The sequence below is a fragment of the Cereibacter sphaeroides 2.4.1 genome, from assembly GCF_000012905.2.
Taxonomy (GTDB): Bacteria; Pseudomonadota; Alphaproteobacteria; order Rhodobacterales; family Rhodobacteraceae; genus Cereibacter_A; species Cereibacter_A sphaeroides.
In genome coordinates, this window is sequence record NC_007493.2 from 1,345,587 (window position 1) to 1,363,404 (window position 17,818).

The 17,818-nt window shown below is 69.2% G+C and carries 14 protein-coding genes and 1 pseudogene; 10 read left to right on the forward strand and 5 right to left on the reverse strand.

Going from position 1 to position 17,818, the window contains the following annotated elements; genetic code table 11:
• Positions 1–6: 6 nt before the first annotated feature.
• Entirely contained in the window at positions 7–1,470 is a 1,464-nt protein-coding gene (gene der / locus RSP_RS06560; protein WP_002719849.1) for a ribosome biogenesis GTPase Der, read from the forward strand.
• 241 nt (positions 1,471–1,711) lie between these two features.
• On the opposite strand, the gene RSP_RS06565 is transcribed toward der, so the two are convergent.
• The 5 genes and pseudogenes from RSP_RS06565 to miaA form a co-directional block, all read right to left on the reverse strand.
• Positions 1,712–3,691, reverse strand: a complete 1,980-nt coding sequence (locus tag RSP_RS06565) for a dipeptide ABC transporter ATP-binding protein (protein ID WP_011337668.1) — start codon at positions 3,689–3,691, stop codon at positions 1,712–1,714.
• Positions 3,684–4,838 carry an ABC transporter permease gene (locus RSP_RS06570; RefSeq protein ID WP_011337669.1) on the reverse strand — a complete coding sequence of 385 codons (1,155 nt, stop codon included), beginning with the start codon at positions 4,836–4,838 and terminating at the stop codon, positions 3,684–3,686. Before RSP_RS06570 ends, RSP_RS06565 begins: the two co-directional genes overlap by 8 nt.
• Positions 4,838–5,863 (reverse strand): ABC transporter permease, encoded by a 1,026-nt coding sequence (locus RSP_RS06575; RefSeq protein ID WP_011337670.1) that lies wholly within the window; start codon positions 5,861–5,863, stop codon positions 4,838–4,840. The genes RSP_RS06570 and RSP_RS06575 overlap by 1 nt, the downstream gene beginning before the upstream one ends.
• A gap of 3 nt (positions 5,864–5,866) precedes the next feature.
• Positions 5,867–7,496: pseudogene (locus RSP_RS06580) on the reverse strand (ABC transporter substrate-binding protein).
• A gap of 197 nt (positions 7,497–7,693) precedes the next feature.
• Positions 7,694–8,638 carry a tRNA (adenosine(37)-N6)-dimethylallyltransferase MiaA gene (gene miaA / locus RSP_RS06585; RefSeq protein ID WP_011337672.1) on the reverse strand — a complete coding sequence of 315 codons (945 nt, stop codon included), beginning with the start codon at positions 8,636–8,638 and terminating at the stop codon, positions 7,694–7,696.
• Positions 8,639–8,727: 89 nt separating this feature from the next.
• Here miaA and pyrH point away from each other — a divergent pair, with 89 nt between their 5' ends.
• The 9 genes from pyrH (at position 8,728) to RSP_RS06625 (ending at position 17,774) form a co-directional block, all read left to right on the forward strand.
• Positions 8,728–9,468, forward strand: coding sequence for a UMP kinase (gene pyrH, locus RSP_RS06590; protein ID WP_011337673.1), 741 nt, complete (start codon positions 8,728–8,730; stop codon positions 9,466–9,468).
• An 85-nt stretch (positions 9,469–9,553) separates the two neighbouring features.
• Positions 9,554–10,120 carry a ribosome recycling factor gene (gene frr, locus RSP_RS06595; protein ID WP_011337674.1) on the forward strand — a complete coding sequence of 189 codons (567 nt, stop codon included), beginning with the start codon at positions 9,554–9,556 and terminating at the stop codon, positions 10,118–10,120.
• A gap of 69 nt (positions 10,121–10,189) precedes the next feature.
• Complete coding sequence (gene uppS, locus RSP_RS06600) at positions 10,190–10,933, forward strand: polyprenyl diphosphate synthase (RefSeq protein ID WP_002719857.1); 744 nt, start codon at positions 10,190–10,192, stop codon at positions 10,931–10,933.
• The gene (locus RSP_RS06605) at positions 10,930–11,751 is read left to right on the forward strand and encodes a phosphatidate cytidylyltransferase (protein ID WP_011337675.1); all 822 of its coding nucleotides are present in this window, start codon (positions 10,930–10,932) and stop codon (positions 11,749–11,751) included. The genes uppS and RSP_RS06605 overlap by 4 nt, the downstream gene beginning before the upstream one ends.
• A gap of 8 nt (positions 11,752–11,759) precedes the next feature.
• Entirely contained in the window at positions 11,760–12,944 is a 1,185-nt protein-coding gene (gene dxr, locus RSP_RS06610; protein WP_011337676.1) for a 1-deoxy-D-xylulose-5-phosphate reductoisomerase, read from the forward strand.
• A 6-nt stretch (positions 12,945–12,950) separates the two neighbouring features.
• The gene (gene rseP, locus RSP_RS06615) at positions 12,951–14,285 is read left to right on the forward strand and encodes an RIP metalloprotease RseP (protein ID WP_011337677.1); all 1,335 of its coding nucleotides are present in this window, start codon (positions 12,951–12,953) and stop codon (positions 14,283–14,285) included.
• 166 nt (positions 14,286–14,451) lie between these two features.
• The gene (locus RSP_RS22205) at positions 14,452–14,589 is read left to right on the forward strand and encodes a hypothetical protein (protein WP_002719861.1); all 138 of its coding nucleotides are present in this window, start codon (positions 14,452–14,454) and stop codon (positions 14,587–14,589) included.
• Positions 14,590–14,748: 159 nt separating this feature from the next.
• Positions 14,749–17,082, forward strand: a complete 2,334-nt coding sequence (gene bamA, locus RSP_RS06620; protein ID WP_043764175.1) for an outer membrane protein assembly factor BamA — start codon at positions 14,749–14,751, stop codon at positions 17,080–17,082.
• Positions 17,082–17,774, forward strand: a complete 693-nt coding sequence (locus RSP_RS06625; protein WP_011337679.1) for an OmpH family outer membrane protein — start codon at positions 17,082–17,084, stop codon at positions 17,772–17,774. Before bamA ends, RSP_RS06625 begins: the two co-directional genes overlap by 1 nt.
• Positions 17,775–17,818: the final 44 nt, after the last annotated feature.

Here is a 17,818-nt window from a genome sequence, read left to right on the forward strand (position 1 = left end):
GCATCGATGAGCTTTACCCTCGCCATTGTCGGCCGTCCGAACGTCGGCAAGTCCACGCTGTTCAACCGCCTCGTCGGCAAGCGGCTGGCGCTGGTGGACGACCAGCCCGGCGTCACGCGCGACCTGCGCGAGGGCGATGCGCGGCTCATCGACCTGCGTTTCACCGTGATCGACACGGCGGGCCTCGAGGAGGTGACGGACGACAGCCTGCAGGGCCGGATGCGCCGGTTGACCGAACGCGCGGTCGAGATGGCCGATGTCTGCCTGTTCCTGATCGACGGCCGCGTGGGCGTGACGCCCTCGGACGAGGTCTTCGCCGACATCCTGCGCCGGAAGAACGCCCATGTGATCCTCGGCGTGAACAAGGCCGAGGGCCGCGCGGGCGACGGCGGCGCCATCGAGGCCTGGAGCCTCGGTCTCGGCGAGCCGATCCGCCTCTCGGCCGAACATGGCGAGGGGATGGACGATCTCTATCACATCCTGCGGCCCATCGCCGAGGGCTTCGCCGAGCGCGCAGCCGCCGATGCGCCGGTGGTGGATGTGGATGTGCCGGAGGAGGAAGCCGATCTCGAGGCCGATCCCGAGGCGCACAAGCCCACCGTCAAGCATCCGCTCCAGATCGCAGTGATCGGGCGACCGAACGCGGGCAAGTCCACCCTCATCAACAAGATCATCGGCGAGGATCGTCTGCTCACGGGTCCCGAGGCCGGGATCACGCGCGACGCGATCTCGGTGCGCTCCGAATGGCACGGCACGCCGATCCGGATCTTCGACACGGCGGGCATGCGCAAGAAGGCGCGGATCTCGGACAAGCTCGAGAAGCTGTCGGTGGCCGACGGGCTGCGCGCCGTACGCTTCGCCGAGGTGGTGGTGGTGCTTCTCGATGTGGAGATCCCGTTCGAGCAGCAGGATCTGCGCATCGCCGATTTCGCCGAGACCGAGGGCCGGGCGGTGGTTGTCGCTGTCAACAAATGGGACCTCGAGGGCGAGAAGCAGGAGAAGCTGGCCGAACTCAAGGAGATGTTCGAGCGGCTTCTGCCGCAGCTGCGCGGCGCGCCGCTGGTGACCGTCTCGGCCAAGACCGGCCGCGGGCTCGATCGGCTGCATGCGGCGATCCTGCGCGCGCATGACATCTGGAACCGGCGGATCACCACGGCGCGGCTGAATACCTGGCTCGGCGCCATGGTCGAGGCCCATCCGCCGCCGGCTCCGGGCGGCCGCCGGATCAAGCTGCGCTACATGACCCAGGTGAAGACCCGCCCGCCGGGCTTCGTGGTGATGTGCTCGCACCCCGACGAGATGCCCGACAGCTACCGCCGCTACCTCGTCAACGGGCTGCGCGACCATTTCGACATGCCGGGCACGCCGATCCGTCTGACGATGCGCGGGCAGGGCGACAAGAACCCGTTCAAGGAGCGGAAATTCCGCACACCCTCGCGGCTGAGGAAGCATCTCGGCAAGAAGGACTGACAGGGCGCCGCGAGGCGCCCTTTTCCTTGGGCGCTGGTCCGCCGGAGAGACAGGGCTTTCGCGAGATGGACCGCGCGCGGCGACGAGCCGGCGCGTGGCTGGCGAACCGTGGGGCTTTCTCCTTAAGCGCTGGTTCTGGACCTCCAAAGGGCAAGGAGGTGTGCAGGGTAGATCTCCTTCGGGCCAACGAACTCGCTCGCGGCTGTCGCGCGCTGTGCGGCGCGGCGACGAGGGCGCGGGATCAGGACCGCAACCGCTCGGGCGGCAGATGGCAGCGGATGCGGTGGCCCGGCGCGACTTCGGCCAGCGGCGGCAGGCCCTCCTCGCAGAGCGTCCCCGGCACCTCGGCGCGCCGCGGGCAGCGGCTGTGGAACGGACAGCCCGAGGGCGGCGTCAGCGCCGAGGGTTTCTCGCCCGTCAGCGGCGTTGGAGGCGGCGCGCCGGGATCGGGACGCGGCGCGGCGTCGAGCAGCGCCCTCGTATAGGGATGGCAGAGCGCGCCGAAGATCCGGTCCGCCGGGCCGATCTCCATGATCCGCCCGAGATAGAGCACCATGACCCGGTCGGCGATCTGGCGCACGAGGGCCAGATCGTGACTGATGAAGAGGAGCGTGGCGCGGCGGGTCCGTTGAAGTTCGAGAAGCGTGCCGATCACGGCCGCCTGCACGCTGGCATCGAGCGCCGAGACCGGCTCGTCGGCGACAAGGACGGCCGGGTCCCCGGCCAGCGCCCGCGCAATGCCCATCCGTTGGCGCTGGCCGCCCGAGAGCGCCCGCGGCATCCGCGAGCCGAGCGCCGGGGACAGGCGGACGAGGTTCAGAAGGTCGGTCAGGCGTGCGCGCAGCGTCGGAGCCGAAAGACCGCCCTGAAACAGCTCCAGCGCCCGCATCACCTGCCGACCCGCGGGGATCGCCGGGTTGAGCGTGTCGGCGGGGTTCTGAAACACCATCTGCATGGCCGCGGTGAGGTCCCGCGGGCGCCTGCCTGCGGGCCGGTCCTGCACCTCCACCCCCTTGAGCCGGATGGTCCCGGCATCCGCGCGCTCCAGCCCCATCAGAAGCCGGGCCAGAGTGCTCTTGCCGCAGCCGGATTCGCCGACGATGGCGAGGGTCTCTCCCTCTTGCGCGGTGAATGTCGCCTCCTCCAGCGCATGGACCGTTCCGCGGGCGGTGCCGAACCTGCGTGTCAGGCCCTCCACCTCAAGGATCGGGCCGCCGATGTTGGGGTCGGGCAGGGTCGAGGCCGCCTCGGGGTCGCCTCCGATCTCGCGCCAGCGCAGGCACCGGACCGCAGCGTCGGGCGTCACCGTCTCGAGAGGCACGGGATCCCGGTCGCAGAGACCCGGGCGCACATGGGCGCAGCGCGGGGCGAAGTCGCAGCCCGGCGGGCGGTCCTGCGGCAGCGGCTGACTGCCCGCCAGCGGCGCCGGCGGACGGCGGGCCGCGTCGATCCGGGGCAGGGCCGCGAGGAGCGCCTGCGTGTAGGGATGCCGCGCCTTCTCGAAAATCCCCGCGACCGGGCCCGCCTCGACGAGCCTTCCGGCATAGAGCACGGCAAGCCGGTCGCAGATCCCCGCCATCAGCGCCAGATCGTGCCCGATGAACAGCATCGCCGTGCCGCGCGTCCGGCGGATATCGCGCAGGAGCGCCATGATCTCGGCCTCGACCGTCACGTCGAGCGCCGTCGTCGGCTCGTCGAGGATCAGAAGCCGCGGCTCGGCCATCAGCGCCATGGCGAGGGCGACGCGCTGCAGTTGCCCGCCCGAAAGCTGGTGCGGATAGGCCGCGAGCAGCCGGTCGGGATCGGGCAGGCGCAGCTCCTCGAGCGCCCGGCGCGCGGCGGTGCTGGCCTCGGCGCGCGAGACGCGGCCATGCAGGCGCGGCACCTCGGCCAGCTGGGCGCCGATCCGCATCGACGGGTTGAGCGCGGCCATCGGCTCCTGCCCCACCAGCGCGATGCCCGCGCCGCGCAGGGCGCGCCACTGCCGCTCGGCAAGGCCGCGCAGCTCGCGGCCCTCGAAGCGGAGGCTGCCCGTCTCGATCCGGCCCCCGGGACCGAGGTCGCCCATGATGGCCAGCGCCGTCGTGCTCTTGCCGCTGCCCGACTCGCCCGCAAGGCCCAGCACCTCGCCCGGGCCAATGCGCAGCGTCAGATCCTCCACCACCCGGCGCGATCCGAAGCGCACCGTCAGCCCATCCAGCGCCAGCACCGGTTCAGTCATCGCGCGCCACCGTGCGGAGCGCGTCGGCCAGCAGGTTCAGCCCGAGGACGAGGCTCAGGAGCGCGAGCGCGGGCACGACCGCGGCGTGCGGATAGATCGCCAGAAAGCGCCGACCGTCGTTGATGGTCGAGCCCCAGTCGGGGCTTTCGGGCGAGACGCCCAGCCCGAAGAAGCCCAGCGTGCCGAGAAGGATCGTGGTGTAGCCGACCCTCAGGCAGGCATCGACGATCAGCGGGCCGCGGGCATTGGGCAGGATCTCCCAGAGCATGATGAACCACGGGCCCTCGCCGCGGGTGCGCGCCGCCGCCACATAATCGCGGTGCCTGAGGTCGAGGGCGAGGCCCCGGACGATGCGGAAGGCGGTGGGGGCATTCACGAAGACGACCGCCACGAAGACGGTGAGGAGCCCGGGCTCGAGCCGCCAGAGGCCCGAAGGGTCCGCATCGAGCGCGAGGCCCGCCCAGATCCAGAGCCCGGGGCCGAGGATCGCGGCGAGACCCAGAGCCCAGGGGCCTGCCCGCGTGCGGAAGCGGCTGTGCCAGAGCAGGACGAGGAACAGGAGCGGCATGAGGAACAGGACCGCGGCGATGATGCGGGGCAGCGCGGTCTGCCGGATCTCGGGCGTGACGAGCAGGTAGAAGAGCAGGATGACCGGAAAGGCCAGCACCAGATTGGCGAGAAAGGACAGGGCCGCATCCAGCCGTCCGCCGACAAAGCCCGCAGGCAGGCCGAGGAGCATCCCCACGGCCAGCGCGCAGAGCGTGGCGGCGGGGGCGATCGCCAGCACGCGCCGCGCGCCCACGACCATCCGGCTGAAGCAATCCCGCGCGAGGCTGTCGCCGCCGAGGAGATAGACCGGATAGGCTGAGCCCCCCGCGGGGCTGCCTGGCATCGCGTTCTTCAGCCCCGACAGCTGCGCCAGCGGATCGTGCGTGGCGATGAGGTCGGCAAAAAGCGCGGTCAGGACCCAGAAGAGGACGAGCGTCAGCCCAGCAAGGCCCGCGCCGCTCCCGAAGAGCCGGCCCGCAGGCCCGAGCCGCGCCCGGGCGCGCCAGCCCAGACCCAGGATCAGCGCGAGCCCGGCCCAGACGGGCGCGAAGCGCAGGACCATCCGGCCGAGGATCTCGATCCAGCCCAACGCCTCCATCAGCGCGCCCGCAGCCGGGGATTGAGCGCGCGATAGGCGAGGTCGGACAGGCCCTGCGTGACCAGCACCAGCGTCACCGCCACCGTGGCGCAGCCGAGGAGCAGATCTATGTCGTTGTTGCCCGCGGCCTGCACCAGCGTCCAGCCGAAGCCCTTGTAGGCAAAGAGCGTCTCAACGATCACGACCCCGTTCAGAAGCCATGGCAGCTGCAGCAGGATCACCGTCACCGGCGCCACCAGCGCATTGCGCAGCGCATGGACGAGCACGATCCGGCTCTGGCTTGCGCCCTTCAGCCGGGCGGTGCGGACATAGGGCTGCGTCATCGCATCGGCCATGGCCGCGCGGGTGATGCGCGCGACATAACCCGTGCCGTAGAGCGCCACCGTCACCACCGGCAGGGCGAAGTTCCAGAAGGTGATGCCGCTCATGGCGCCCGAGGCGGTGCCCTGAAATAGGGTGCGGTCCTCGATCCAGCCCGCCTCGTGCAGAAGGGGCGACAGGCCGGCGGTGGCCGAGGCGAACAGCGCCACCAGGACCACCCCCGAGACATATTCCGGCGTGGCGGCGGTGAGGATCGTGGCCACCGAGATCGCGCGGTCGGTGCGCGAGCCTTCGCGCATCCCGGCCAGCACGCCGAGCGCCAGCGCCGTGGGCACCATCACGACCATGACCCAGAGCATGAGCCAGCCGGTCGCGGCGAGGCTGCGGGCCAGCACCTCTGCGACCGGCTGGCGGAAGACGGTGGACTGGCCCCAGTCGCCCTGCAGCACGCCGCAGCGGCCGCAGCGGGCCTTCGGCAGGAGGCCCAGCCACTCGCCGTAGAGCACCGGCACCGGCCGGTCGAATCCCGACCGCTCGAGCCAGCTCGCCACTTCGGCGTCGGACATGCGGGCCGACCCCTGAGACTTCGCCAGCTTCTCGAGGTTCGGCGGCAGATGGGTCAGCCAGAACACGAGAAGGCTCAGGCAGAGGGCCGTGGCCAGAAGCGCGCCCAGGCGGCGCAGGAGGATCGCCGTGACGCGCAAGGGTCAGGCGTCGATCCACCATTTGTAATGATGATGCTCGAAGGTCGGATGGGCCTCGGCTCCTTTCACCTTGGGATCGACATGGCGGAAGATCGAGCGCCAGTAGGGCTGGATCAGCACGCCCTCCTCCTGCAGGATCCGCTCGAGATCGGCCATCAGCACCCGGCGGCGGTCCGGGTCGACGAGCGACATGGCCTCGTCAAGTTTTGCGTCGAACTCCTTGTTCGAGAAAGCGGATTCGTTCCACGGGACGCCCGAGCGATAGGCGAGCGCCAGCACCTGCACGCCCAGCGGGCGCATGTTCCATTCCGTGGCCGAGAAGGGAAACTTCAGCCAGTCGTTCCAGTAGGTTGCGCCGGGAAGCACCGTGCGGCGGATGGCGATGCCGGCATCGCGCAGCTGTGCCGCCACCGCATCGCAGGAGGCCGCCTGCCAGGCATCGTCGAGCGAGACGAGCTCGAACTCGTGCTCGGCCATGCCGGCCTCCTTCAGTTGCGCCAGCGCCGCGGCGCGGTCCACGGTCAGGGGCGGCAGCTCGGCATATTCGGGATGGATCGGACAGACATGGTGGTTCTCGGCCACCCGCCCGTGCCCGGAATAGCCGAGCTCCAGCACCACCTCATTGTCGACCGCCATCTGCAGCGCGCGGCGGACGCGGACGTCCTTGTACTCCTCGGCCTGCTGGTTGAAACGGATGGCCAGCGTCGTGGCGGTGCGGGCCTCGGACTTGTCCCAGCCGAGCGAGTCGAGCACCTCGATGAATTCGCCCACGCTCTGATAGGTCGCGTCGATCTCGCCCGACCCGGCGGCGGCCACCGCGGCAGAGGGATCGGAGCCGAAATCGAGATATTCGATCCGGTCGAGCCAGGGGCCGCCATAGACCTCCGTGCCCCACCAGGGATGGGCCTCATTGCGCACCAGCACCATGCGGATGCCGACCTCGATCGTTTCGGGAAGGTAGGGGCCGGTCCCCACCGGGTTGGCCGCAGGATCTCCGCCTACGTAGCTTTTGTGAACCACCGCAGCCGGATAGTCGGCGAGGTTCGCAATCAGCGCGATGTCGGGCTGCGAGAGTTTCAGCCGCAGGGTCGTATCGTCCACCAGCTCGATGGCGTCGGTGCGCAGCTTGCCCTCGGCCTGAAGGGCGGTCATCTGCGCCGCCATGGCATTGCCCTCGACCGAGGCATCGCACCAGCGCTCGAAATTGTGGCGCACATCCTCGGCGGTGAAGGGATCGCCGTTCGACCATGTGACGCCGGGGCGGACCTTCAGCAGATATTCGGTCGCATCGTCGTTGGCTTCCCAACTTTCGAGAAGCATGGGCCGGAAGGTGCCGTCTGCCTCATACTCCACGAGATATTCGAGCCAGCCGCGCGTGACGTTCGAGATCTGCGACCAGTCGGCGGTGCGCGGATCCTTCAGCGCGCGTCTCCATCTCCATCCGGAGCGTGCCGCCCTTGCGGGGTGTCTCCTGCGCGCGGACAGGCTGCGCGAGGCCCAGAAGCGCATAGGCCGCGCCCGCCGAGACACCGAGCGCCGTGGTCCGCGTCAGGAACTCGCGTCGGCTCATGCGGCCCCTCGCCACTTCGGTCCTGTGCATGAGCGCCGCGGTATGAAGTCGGTCGGTCGTCATGTCGCTCTCCGTGCTGGTGCGCCGCATCGTCCGGTTCCGCCCATTGCGCCCGGATTTGTCGCGCGCGTCAACGCCTCCGGTGGCCGAGCGTTCCGCAAGCGGTGGCGATGGGCGGCGGGGACTGCGGGATGGATAGTCGATGCCGAGAACAGGCCTGTGTCCCGCCTCCGGTCGGCGATCCCGCCAGAGCGCGGGGCTCAGGGCAGGCGGATCTCGTGCCAGAGCCGCATACGGTTGCGGAACCACGTCCGCTGCCGTTTGGCATATTGGCGGCTGGCGAGCTTGGCGGCGGCGACGGCCTCGTCCAGCGGGATCTCGCCCCGCAGATGAGCCACGAGTTCCGGCGCGCCGATGGCGCGGGCGGAGGGAAGCGTGGGATCCCAGTCGGGAAGGGCCGCCCGCACCTCATCGAGCGCGCCATCGGCCATCATCAGGTCGAACCGGCTGTCGATCCGTTGTGCAAGCCAGGCGGGATCGGGGCGGATCACGAGCGCCGTTGCGTCGGACAGCGGCAGAAGCGGCGGCGCCGTCTCGGCCTGCCAGCGCGCGAGCCCGCGGCCGGTGGCGCGCAGCACCTCCCACGCGCGCTGGACTCGGGCGGGGTTCTGCAGGTCGATCCGCGCCGCGGTCTCGGCGTCGAGCTCCGCCACCATCCGCGCGAGACCTGCCTCTGCCAGTCGCGCGTCGGCCGCGGCGCGCACTTCCGGCGGCGTGTGAGGGATCTCGGCCAACCCCCCTGTCAGGGCGGAAAAATAGAGGCCCGTGCCCCCCACGATGACCGGGCGCAGGCCCTCGGCCAGAACCCCGGCCACTTCCTTCAGCCAATGGCCCGCGGAATAGGTCTGGCGCGCGCCTACATGGCCATAGAGCCGATGCGGCAGTGCCGCCTCCTCGGCGGCGCTCGGCCGGGCCGAGAGGAGGCGCCAGCAGTCATAGACCTGCAGCGCATCGGCATTGACCACGGCGCCGCCCCCGTCCTCGACGAGCCGCGCGGCGAGCGCAGATTTGCCTGAGGCGGTAGGACCGGCGATCAGGACGGGCCGGTCTGGCGGGATATCCGGTAGCTCAGACAAGGAGTTGCTCGGCACTGTGAAGGCAAAGGGCGAGGTCGGGGCCGGGCTTCGCTGGGGCTCTTCCGCCACCGGCGGCCGATCCCGGTTGAACCCGGGGTCGTTTTCCGACATTTTGCGCCGCAGTCAAATCCAATCAACAAGACGGACGGGAAGATCCCATGACCAGCGAAGCCGCGCCGGCGAGCACAGCCGTGACCTACAAGCGTGTGATGCTCAAGATTTCCGGCGAGGCCCTGATGGGCGATCAGGGATACGGGCTGCATCCGCCGACCGTGCAGCGCATCGCGCGGGAAGTGCAGGCGGTGCACCGCCTCGGCGTCGAGATCTGCTTGGTGATCGGCGGCGGCAACATCTTCCGCGGCCTTCAGGGCTCGGCCCAGGGCATGGAGCGGACGACGGCCGACTACATGGGGATGCTCGCCACGGTGATGAACGCGCTCGCCATGCAGGCGGCGCTGGAATCGCTCGGCATCTTCACCCGGGTCATCAGCGCGATCCCGATGGATCAGGTCTGCGAGCCTTACATCCGCCGGCGCGCGGTGCGTCACCTCGAGAAGAAACGGGTGTGTATCTTCGCCGCAGGGACCGGCAACCCCTACTTCACCACCGACACCGCAGCCACGCTGCGCGCCAACGAGATGGCCTGTCAGGCGATCTTCAAGGGCACCAAGGTGGACGGGGTCTACGACAAGGATCCGCGCAAGTTCGCCGATGCCAAGCGCTACGAGACCGTTTCCTACGATGAGTGCCTGCAGAAGCATCTGGGCGTCATGGATGCCTCGGCCATCGCGCTCGCCCGCGACAATGATCTGCCGATCATCGTCTTTTCGCTCGATGAGCCGGGTGGCTTCTGCGGGATCCTGCGCGGCGAGGGCACCTATACCCGCGTCCAGGGCTGAGCCGTCCCCGAGCCTATACCAATGGCGGAGCGGTGCTGCTATAGAGCGGCAGAACCGCCTGCGCGGAACGTGAAGGAACCAGAACATGTCGCAAGATGATCTCGAGATCGACCTCGATGCGATCCAGCGCCGGATGGATGGCGCGATGCATGCCCTGCGCACCGAGTTCGGCTCGCTGCGCACCGGGCGCGCCTCGGCCTCGATCCTCGAGCCGATCCATGTCGATGCCTACGGCCAGCAGACGCCGCTGAACCAGCTCGGCACGATCAACGTCCCCGAGCCGCGGATGGTCGTCATCAACGTCTGGGACAAGGGCATGATCTCGAAGGTCGAGCGCGCGATCCGCGACAGCGGCATCGGCATCAACCCGGTGGTGGACGGTCCGATCATCCGCCTGCCGATCCCCGAGCTGAACGAGGAGCGCCGCAAGGAGCTCTCGAAGGTCGCGGCCCATTATGCCGAACAGGCGCGTGTGGCGATCCGCAACGTGCGCCGCGACGGGATGGACCAGATCAAGAAGGCCAAGTCCGTCGGCATGGCCGAGGACGACCAGAAGATGTGGTCGGACGAGGTGCAGGCCCTGACCGACAAGGCGATTGCCGCGGTCGACAAGGCTCTCGAGGAAAAACAGAAGGAAATCATGCAGGTCTGAGACGACCTGCGTGCGCCTTCTTCCGTCCGACCCAGCCCGCTTGACCAGCCCAGAGAAAAGGGGAATGCCTTGGCCGTGACCGAGCCTCGCGAGGCGGATCCTCCCCCGAGACGCGCAGATCATGTCGCCATCATCATGGATGGCAACGGACGCTGGGCGGTCGACCGCGGGTGGCCGCGGCTCGTCGGCCACCGCCGGGGCGCCGAGCGGGTGCGCGAGATCGTGCAGGCCTCGCCCGGCCTCGGCATCCGCTGGCTCACCGTCTATGCCTTCTCGACCGAGAACTGGAAGCGGTCGACCGAGGAGGTGCTGGGCCTCATGTCGATCTTCGCGCGCTACATCGAGCGCGAGGCCGACCGGCTGGCCAAGGAGGGCATCCGGATGCGCTTCATCGGCGACCGGACGCGGCTCGATCCCAAGCTCCAGCGGCTGATGGCCGGGATCGAGACCCGCACCCAATACAACCAGCGCCTCAACCTGACGGTGGCCATCAACTACGGCGGCCGCGACGAGTTGGCGCGCGCCGCGCGGCGGATGTGTCAGGATGTGGCGGCGGGCCACCTTCGGGCCGAGGAGGCGGACGAGGCGGCGCTGGTGGCGCGGCTCGACACAGCCGGAATGCCCGACCCGGATCTGGTGATCCGCACCTCGGGCGAGACGCGGACCTCGAACTTCCTGTCCTGGCAGTCGGCCTATGCCGAATACGAGTTCACGCCCACGCTCTGGCCGGACTTCACCGCCCGCGAGCTCGAGACGATCATCGGGCGCTTCGCCGCGCGCGAGCGGCGCTTCGGAGGAGTGTTGCGCGCATGAGCAAGTCCGGGAAGCCGAAGGGGCGCTGGGGCGACCTGCGCCGCCGGATGATCTCGGCCGCGATCATGCTGTCGGTGGGGGCCATCGAGGTCTGGCTGGGCGGCGTGCCCTTCGCGCTTCTCGTGATCGGGCTTACGGGTCTCATGCTGTGGGAACTGGCGCGCATGACCGCGCCGCAGCGGACCCTTCCGAACATCCTCGTGGGCCTTCTCGCCTCGGCCATCCTGATGGGCGTGCTGAGCTTCGTCTTCCGGGAGGAGATGATGCTGGCGCTCGCGGCCCTCGTGCTGGCGCCCGCGGCGGGACTTCTGGGCCCGCGCCGCGACCGGCGGATCTTCTTCACCTACGGCACCGCGCTGATGGTGGCGGGCGCAGGCCTCGTCATGCTGCGCGAGGAGGGCGGGTCGGTCGCGATCCTGTGGCTCATCCTCGTGGTCGTCACTTCGGACGTGATGGGCTATTTTGCCGGCCGCAGCCTCGGCGGCCCCAAGTTCTGGCCCGCGGTCAGCCCCAACAAGACCTGGTCCGGCACGATCGCGGGCTGGCTGGGTGCGGCAATTGTGGGTCTTGGATTCTCCATTGCGGCGGGTGCAGGCTGGGGCCTCATCATCCTGTCGCCCGTGATCGCGCTGGCAGGACAACTCGGGGACATTGTCGAGAGCTGGATCAAGCGGCGTTCCGGGGTCAAGGACAGCTCCTCGCTGATCCCGGGCCATGGCGGCGTGCTGGACCGGTTCGACGCGCTGACCGGGGCGGTGCTCGCCGTGCTCGTTCTGGGGATGCTCGGTGACCTTCCGCTGCCGGCTATGGGGAACTGAAGAGCATCATGCGCAGCCTGTCGATCTTTGGGGCCACCGGCTCCATCGGCGAATCCACCTTCGACCTCGTCATGCGGAAGGGCGGGCCCGAGGCGTTCCGCACCGTCGCTCTGACCGGCGGGCGCAACATCCGGCGGCTCGCCGAAATGGCGCGCGCGCTGAAGGCGGAGCTTGCCGTCACCGCGCATGAGGATTGCCTGCCCGCGCTGCGCGAGGCGCTGGCCGGGACGGGCACCGAGGTCGCGGGCGGGGCGCAGGCCATCGCCGAGGCCGCCGACCGGCCCGCCGACTGGACCATGTCGGCCATCGTGGGCGCCGCGGGCCTCGTGCCCGGAATGCGGGCGCTGAAGCACGGCCGCACGCTGGCGCTCGCCAACAAGGAAAGCCTCGTGACGGCAGGGCAGCTCCTGATGCGGACGGCCCGGGAGAACGGCGCCACGATCCTGCCGGTGGACAGCGAGCACTCCGCGGTCTTTCAGGCGCTGGCGGGCGAGGACACGGCCTGCGTCGAGCGCGTCATCATCACGGCGTCCGGCGGGCCGTTCCGCGACTGGAGCCTCGAGCGCATCCGCGCCTGCACCGTGGCCGAGGCGCAGGCCCATCCCAACTGGTCCATGGGCCAGCGCATCTCCATCGACAGCGCCTCGATGTTCAACAAGGCGCTCGAGCTGATCGAGACGCGCGAATTCTTCGGCTTCGAGCCGGACCGGATCGAGGCGGTCGTTCATCCGCAATCCATCGTTCATGCCATGGTGGGCTTCTGCGACGGCGGCCTGATGGCCCATCTCGGGCCGGCCGACATGCGCCACGCCATCGGATTCGCGCTGAACTGGCCGGGTCGCGGCGAGGTGCCCGTCGCCCGGATCGACCTCGCACAGATTGCGAGCCTCACCTTCCAGAGGCCTGACGAGGAACGCTTTCCTGCCCTGAGGCTTGCGCGAGACGTCATGGCGGCGCGCGGCCTGTCGGGCGCCGCCTTCAACGCGGCCAAGGAGATCGCGCTCGATCATTTCATCGCCGGTCGCATCGGGTTTCTGGACATGGCGGCGGTGGTCGAGGAGACGCTCGCGGGCGTTTCGACCGATCCGCTGTTCGGAAAAGTGCCCGACGCCCTTGAGGAAGTGCTGGCCATGGACCATCTCGCTCGGAGAGCGGCAGAGGAAGCCGCCGGTCTCCGCCAGCAGAAAAGGTAGCAGCCCTTGGACATTGTCAGTCTCGTTCCCCAGTTCGGCGGGGTCATCTGGACTATTCTCGCATTCGTCGTCGCTCTTTCCATCGTCGTGGCCGTCCATGAATACGGCCATTACATCGTGGGCCGCTGGAGCGGCATCCATGCCGAGGTCTTCTCGCTCGGCATGGGGCCAGTGATCGCCTCGCGGGTGGATCGGCGCGGCACGCGCTGGCAGCTCGCGGCCTTTCCCGTCGGGGGCTATGTGCGCTTTCTCGGGGATGCCGATGCGGCCTCGAGCCGCGCGAGCGTGAGCGTGCACAAGCTGAACGAGCAGGAGCGCGGCCGCACGATGCACGGCGCGCCGCTCTGGGCGCGGGCGGCCACGGTCGCGGCCGGACCTCTCTTCAACTTCGCGCTGTCGATCCTCGTCTTCTGCGCCTTCTTCATGGTCAAGGGCGTGGCGACCGAGCTGCCCGTGGTGGGAGAGGTGAAGTCCTTGCCCGAGGCGTCGCAGTCGCTCGAGGAGGGCGACCGGATCCTCGCCATCGACGGGCAGGAAACGCCCACGCTTTCCGATTTCGTGCAAGTGGCCAACGAGTTGCCGCCCGCGCCGACGGCCGCCTACCGGATCGAGCGCGACGGCGCCGAGATGGATGTGACCGCGCCCTATCCCTTCCCGCCGGTGGTTGATGCGGTGCAGGCGCCCTCGGGCGCCCACGAGGCGGGGATCGAGGCGGGCGATGTGGTGCTGGCGGTGAACGGTGCCCCCATCGCCTCGTTCCGCGAACTGCGCGACGCGGTGGGCCTGTCGAACGGCGATCCGCTGACCATGACCGTCTGGCGCGCGGGCGAAACCTACGAGGCCTCGCTCACCCCGCGGCGGATGGACATTCCCCTGCCCACCGGCGGCTTCGAAACCCGCTGGCTGATCGGCCTGTCGGGCGGCCTCCTGTTCGAGCCCGAGACCCGCACGCCGGGGCCGCTCGAGGCGATCTGGCTCGGCATCCAGCAGACCATCACCATCATCACCACGAGCCTCTCGGGCCTCTGGCACATGGTGACGGGCGCGATCTCCTCCTGCAACCTGCAGGGGCCCCTCGGCATCGCCGAGATATCCGGGGCGGCGGCCTCGCAAGGGGCCGGCAACTTCATCTGGTTCATCGCCATGCTCTCCACCGCGGTGGGCCTCATGAACCTCTTCCCGGTTCCGATCCTCGACGGTGGCCATCTGGTGTTTCACGCCTACGAGGCGGTGGCGGGCAAGCCGCCGAGCGACCGGGTGCTGCGCGTCCTGATGACCGGGGGCCTTGCCGTCCTCCTTTCGCTCATGGTCTTCGCCGTCACCAACGACCTCTTCTGCTGAGCGCAGGCCGCCCCATTGGGGGCGGCCACCGCGCGCCCACGCGGAATCGGGAGACGCGCGCGAGGGCGCCCGCGGATCCGCCCCACTCAGGCCACAATCCTCTGCCACGCCCCGGGCGGCGGCCCCCCCCTGACCTCGGCCGCGGAAGCGCGTGAGGGACTTGCGGATGAAAAGCGTGATCGACGGCACGCGGGGCCTTCTCTACCTCGTCAATCTCAATCGCGATCTCCTTCTGTCGCTGGGCTCCGTGGCCCTCGCGCTGGCTCTGGCCGGGCTCATCGCAGCGGCTCCGCACCTCTGGTGAGGTGATGCGGCATCACCTGCCGCCCGCCACGCTTGCAGGGCGCCTGCGCTTTTGACAAAACCCGCCATGTCCAGTAGTCAGGGCGGAAAGAAAATGACCGAGGGCAGGCGAATGGCGAGGAACCGGACGGGGAACGGACGGACAGGGCAGGACCGTGGCATGATCCGGCCGGCGGCCGTGTCGGTCTTCCTTGGCGTGGCAGGCATCGCAGCGGGCATGACCCTGCCGGCGCTGGCCCAGAACTACTCCTTCTCCGACGTCCGGATCGAGGGCAACGACCGGGTCGATGCGACGACCATCCTCGGCTTCGCCCGGATCAACCGGGGCCAGGCCATTTCGGCGGGCGAGCTGAACGAAGCCTACCAGCGGCTTGCGGATTCGGGCCTGTTCGAGACGGTCGAGATCGTGCCGCAGGGCGGCACCCTCGTGATCCGGGTGCAGGAATTCCCGACGATCAACATCATCAATTTCGAGGGCAACGCCCGCATCAAGGACGACAAGCTGGCCGGGCTGGTGAAGTCGCAGTCGCGGCGGGCCTACAATCCGGCGCAGGCCGAGGCCGACGCCGCCGCCATCACCGAAGCCTACCGCGTGCAGGGCCGGATCGCGGCCACCGTCACGCCGAAGATCATCCGCCGCTCCGACAACCGTGTCGATCTGGTGTTCGACATCGCCGAGGGCAAGGTGGTCGAGATCGAGCGCCTGTCCTTCGTGGGCAACCGCGCCTATTCCGACCGTCGCCTGCGTCAGGTGCTCGAGACGAAGCAGGCGGGCCTGCTGCGCAGCATCATCGCCTCCGATACTTTCATCGCCGAGCGGGTCGAGCTCGACAAGCAGCTCCTGCGCGACTTCTATCTCTCGCGCGGCTTCATCGACTTCGAGGTGCTCGACGCCACGGCCGAGGTCACGCGCGAACGCGACGCCTTCTTCATGACCTTCACCGTGCAGGAAGGCCAGAGCTACAGCTTCGGGCAGATCACGGCCTCGTCCGAGGTCGAGGGCATCGACGCGGCCGACTTCCAGCAGGCGCTCCGCATCCGGCGCGGCGTGACCTACTCGCCGTCGGTGGTCGAGAACAACATCGCCCGGCTCGAGTCGCTCGCGCTCCAGAAGGGGCTGAACTTCGTCCGGATCGAACCGCGCATCACCCGCAACGAGCGCAATCAGACGCTGGACGTGAACTTCGCCCTCGTCCGCGGCGAGCGCATCTTCGTCGAACGCATCGACATCGAGGGCAACACCACGACGCTCGACCAGGTGGTCCGGCGCCAGTTCCGCACGGTCGAAGGCGACCCCTTCAACCCGCGCGAAGTGCGCCAGTCGGCCGAGCGGATCCGGGCGCTGGGATATTTCGCCAATGCCGACGTCAACACCCGCCCGGGTTCGAGCCCGGATCAGGTGGTGGTGGACGTCAACGTCGAGGAACAGCCCACCGGCTCGCTCTCCTTCGGCGTGAGCTATGGCGTGAGCTCCGGCGTGGGCTTCTCGATCGGCTTCTCCGAGCAGAACTTCCTCGGCCGGGGCCAGATCCTCGGCGTGGACGTCTCGACCGGGACCGACAACGTCAACACGCAGCTCAATTTCGTCGAGCCCTCGTTCCTCGGCCGTGACCTGCGCTTCCGCTTCAACGCCTATTACCGCGAGACGGACAACCAGTATTCGCGCTACGACACGCGCAAGATCGGCATCAGCCCCTCGATCGAGTTCCCCGTTTCCGACAGCGGCCGGCTGGAGCTGCGCTACACCCTGTCCGAGGACAAGATCTCGAACGTGGACGGCGGGCCGAACGACACGGACGACGATGACGACGTCTCGTCGATCATCCTCATCAACGAGGAGGCGCGCGGCGCGCTGATCGCCTCGTCGGTCGGCTACACCTACTCGTGGGATTCGAACCGCGGCGGCCTCAACCCGACCGGCCGGAACCTCCTGCGCTTCAGCCAGGACTTCGCCGGGGTCGGCGGCGACGTGGAATATGTTTCCACCACCGCGCTCGCCATGGCCGAACGCAAGGTCTGGAACGAGGAAGTCACCGTGCGGGCCATCATCGAGGGCGGCGCACTCAGCATGATCGGGGACGATCCGTCGCGCGTGACCGACCGCTTCTTCGGCAACGGCAAGATCCGCGGCTTCGAGCCGAACGGGATCGGCCCGCGCGACCTGAACGTCAGCAACGAGGACGCGCTCGGCGGCAACTATTTCGCCGTGGCACGGCTCGAGGCCGACTTCCCGCTGGGCCTGCCCGAGGAATACGGGTTCAGCGGCGGCGTCTTTGCCGACGCGGGCTCGGTCTGGAGCCTCGACGACGTGGGCGGCGGCTCGACGGGCGACGATACCGTCGACGACGACTTCCACATCCGCTCCTCGGTCGGCGTTTCGCTGTTCTGGACCACGCCCATCGGGCCGCTGCGCTTCAACTTCGCCAAGGCGATCGAGAAGCAGGACTACGACAAGGAGCAGTTCTTCGACCTGACGATCTCGACCCGCTTCTGATGCACGGGCTTGCGGCCGCGGCCCTCGCCTGCGTGCTGGCCCTTGCCGGCCCCGCGCAGGCGCAGTCGGAGGCGCCTCAGGTGCCTGCGGGTGTTGCGGTGATCGATCAGGGCCGGCTCATCACCGACACGGCTATGGGCCGCGCGCTCGAGCAGCGGTTTCAGGCCGCCTCGCGCGCGCTGATCGCGGAGAACCGCGAGATCGAGGCGGCGCTCGAGGCCGAGGAACGGGCCCTGACGGTGCGCCGCGCCAATATCGAGCCCGCCGAGTTCCGCCGTCTGGCTTCGGAGTTCGACGCCAAGGTCGAGGGCATCCGCAACGCGCAGGAGGCGAAGTCCCGCACGCTCACCCGCCAGCGCGACGAAGAGCGGCAGCGGATCGTCGAGCAGGCGCTGCCGATCCTCGCCCGGCTGATGCAGGACAGGGAGGCGCTGGTGCTGATCGACCGCGCCTCGGTCGTGATTTCGCGGGACGCGGCCGACATCACGGACGAAGCCATTGCCCGGCTCGATGCGCTGACGCCTCCGGCTCCGGCGACCGAAGAGGCGCCCGAACCCGCCGGAACGCCCGAGGGCGGGGCGGCGCCGTCCGGGCCCGGCGCGCTGCTGCCGCCGGTCTCCGTGCCGCCGGCTGTGGGCACGGCGCCCGAAACCCCGGACGACAGGCCGCAGTCCCCCGCCGCCACCCCGTGACCCTGCGGCTTGCCCGCGTGCCGGAGCCTTGCTAGCAAGGTCCG

What these genes read in the sequence shown, in the direction of transcription:
- der (WP_002719849.1), top strand. Translation starts at nt 7, where the DNA reads ATGAGCTTTACCCTCGCCATTGTCGGCCGTCCGAACGTCGGCAAGTCC.
- RSP_RS06565 (WP_011337668.1), bottom strand. Translation starts at nt 3,691, where the DNA reads ATGACTGAACCGGTGCTGGCGCTGGATGGGCTGACGGTGCGCTTCGGA.
- RSP_RS06570 (WP_011337669.1), bottom strand. Translation starts at nt 4,838, where the DNA reads ATGGAGGCGTTGGGCTGGATCGAGATCCTCGGCCGGATGGTCCTGCGC.
- pyrH (WP_011337673.1), top strand. Translation starts at nt 8,728, where the DNA reads ATGACCAGCGAAGCCGCGCCGGCGAGCACAGCCGTGACCTACAAGCGT.
- frr (WP_011337674.1), top strand. Translation starts at nt 9,554, where the DNA reads ATGTCGCAAGATGATCTCGAGATCGACCTCGATGCGATCCAGCGCCGG.
- RSP_RS06605 (WP_011337675.1), top strand. Translation starts at nt 10,930, where the DNA reads ATGAGCAAGTCCGGGAAGCCGAAGGGGCGCTGGGGCGACCTGCGCCGC.
- dxr (WP_011337676.1), top strand. Translation starts at nt 11,760, where the DNA reads ATGCGCAGCCTGTCGATCTTTGGGGCCACCGGCTCCATCGGCGAATCC.
- RSP_RS22205 (WP_002719861.1), top strand. Translation starts at nt 14,452, where the DNA reads ATGAAAAGCGTGATCGACGGCACGCGGGGCCTTCTCTACCTCGTCAAT.
- bamA (WP_043764175.1), top strand. Translation starts at nt 14,749, where the DNA reads ATGATCCGGCCGGCGGCCGTGTCGGTCTTCCTTGGCGTGGCAGGCATC.
- RSP_RS06625 (WP_011337679.1), top strand. Translation starts at nt 17,082, where the DNA reads ATGCACGGGCTTGCGGCCGCGGCCCTCGCCTGCGTGCTGGCCCTTGCC.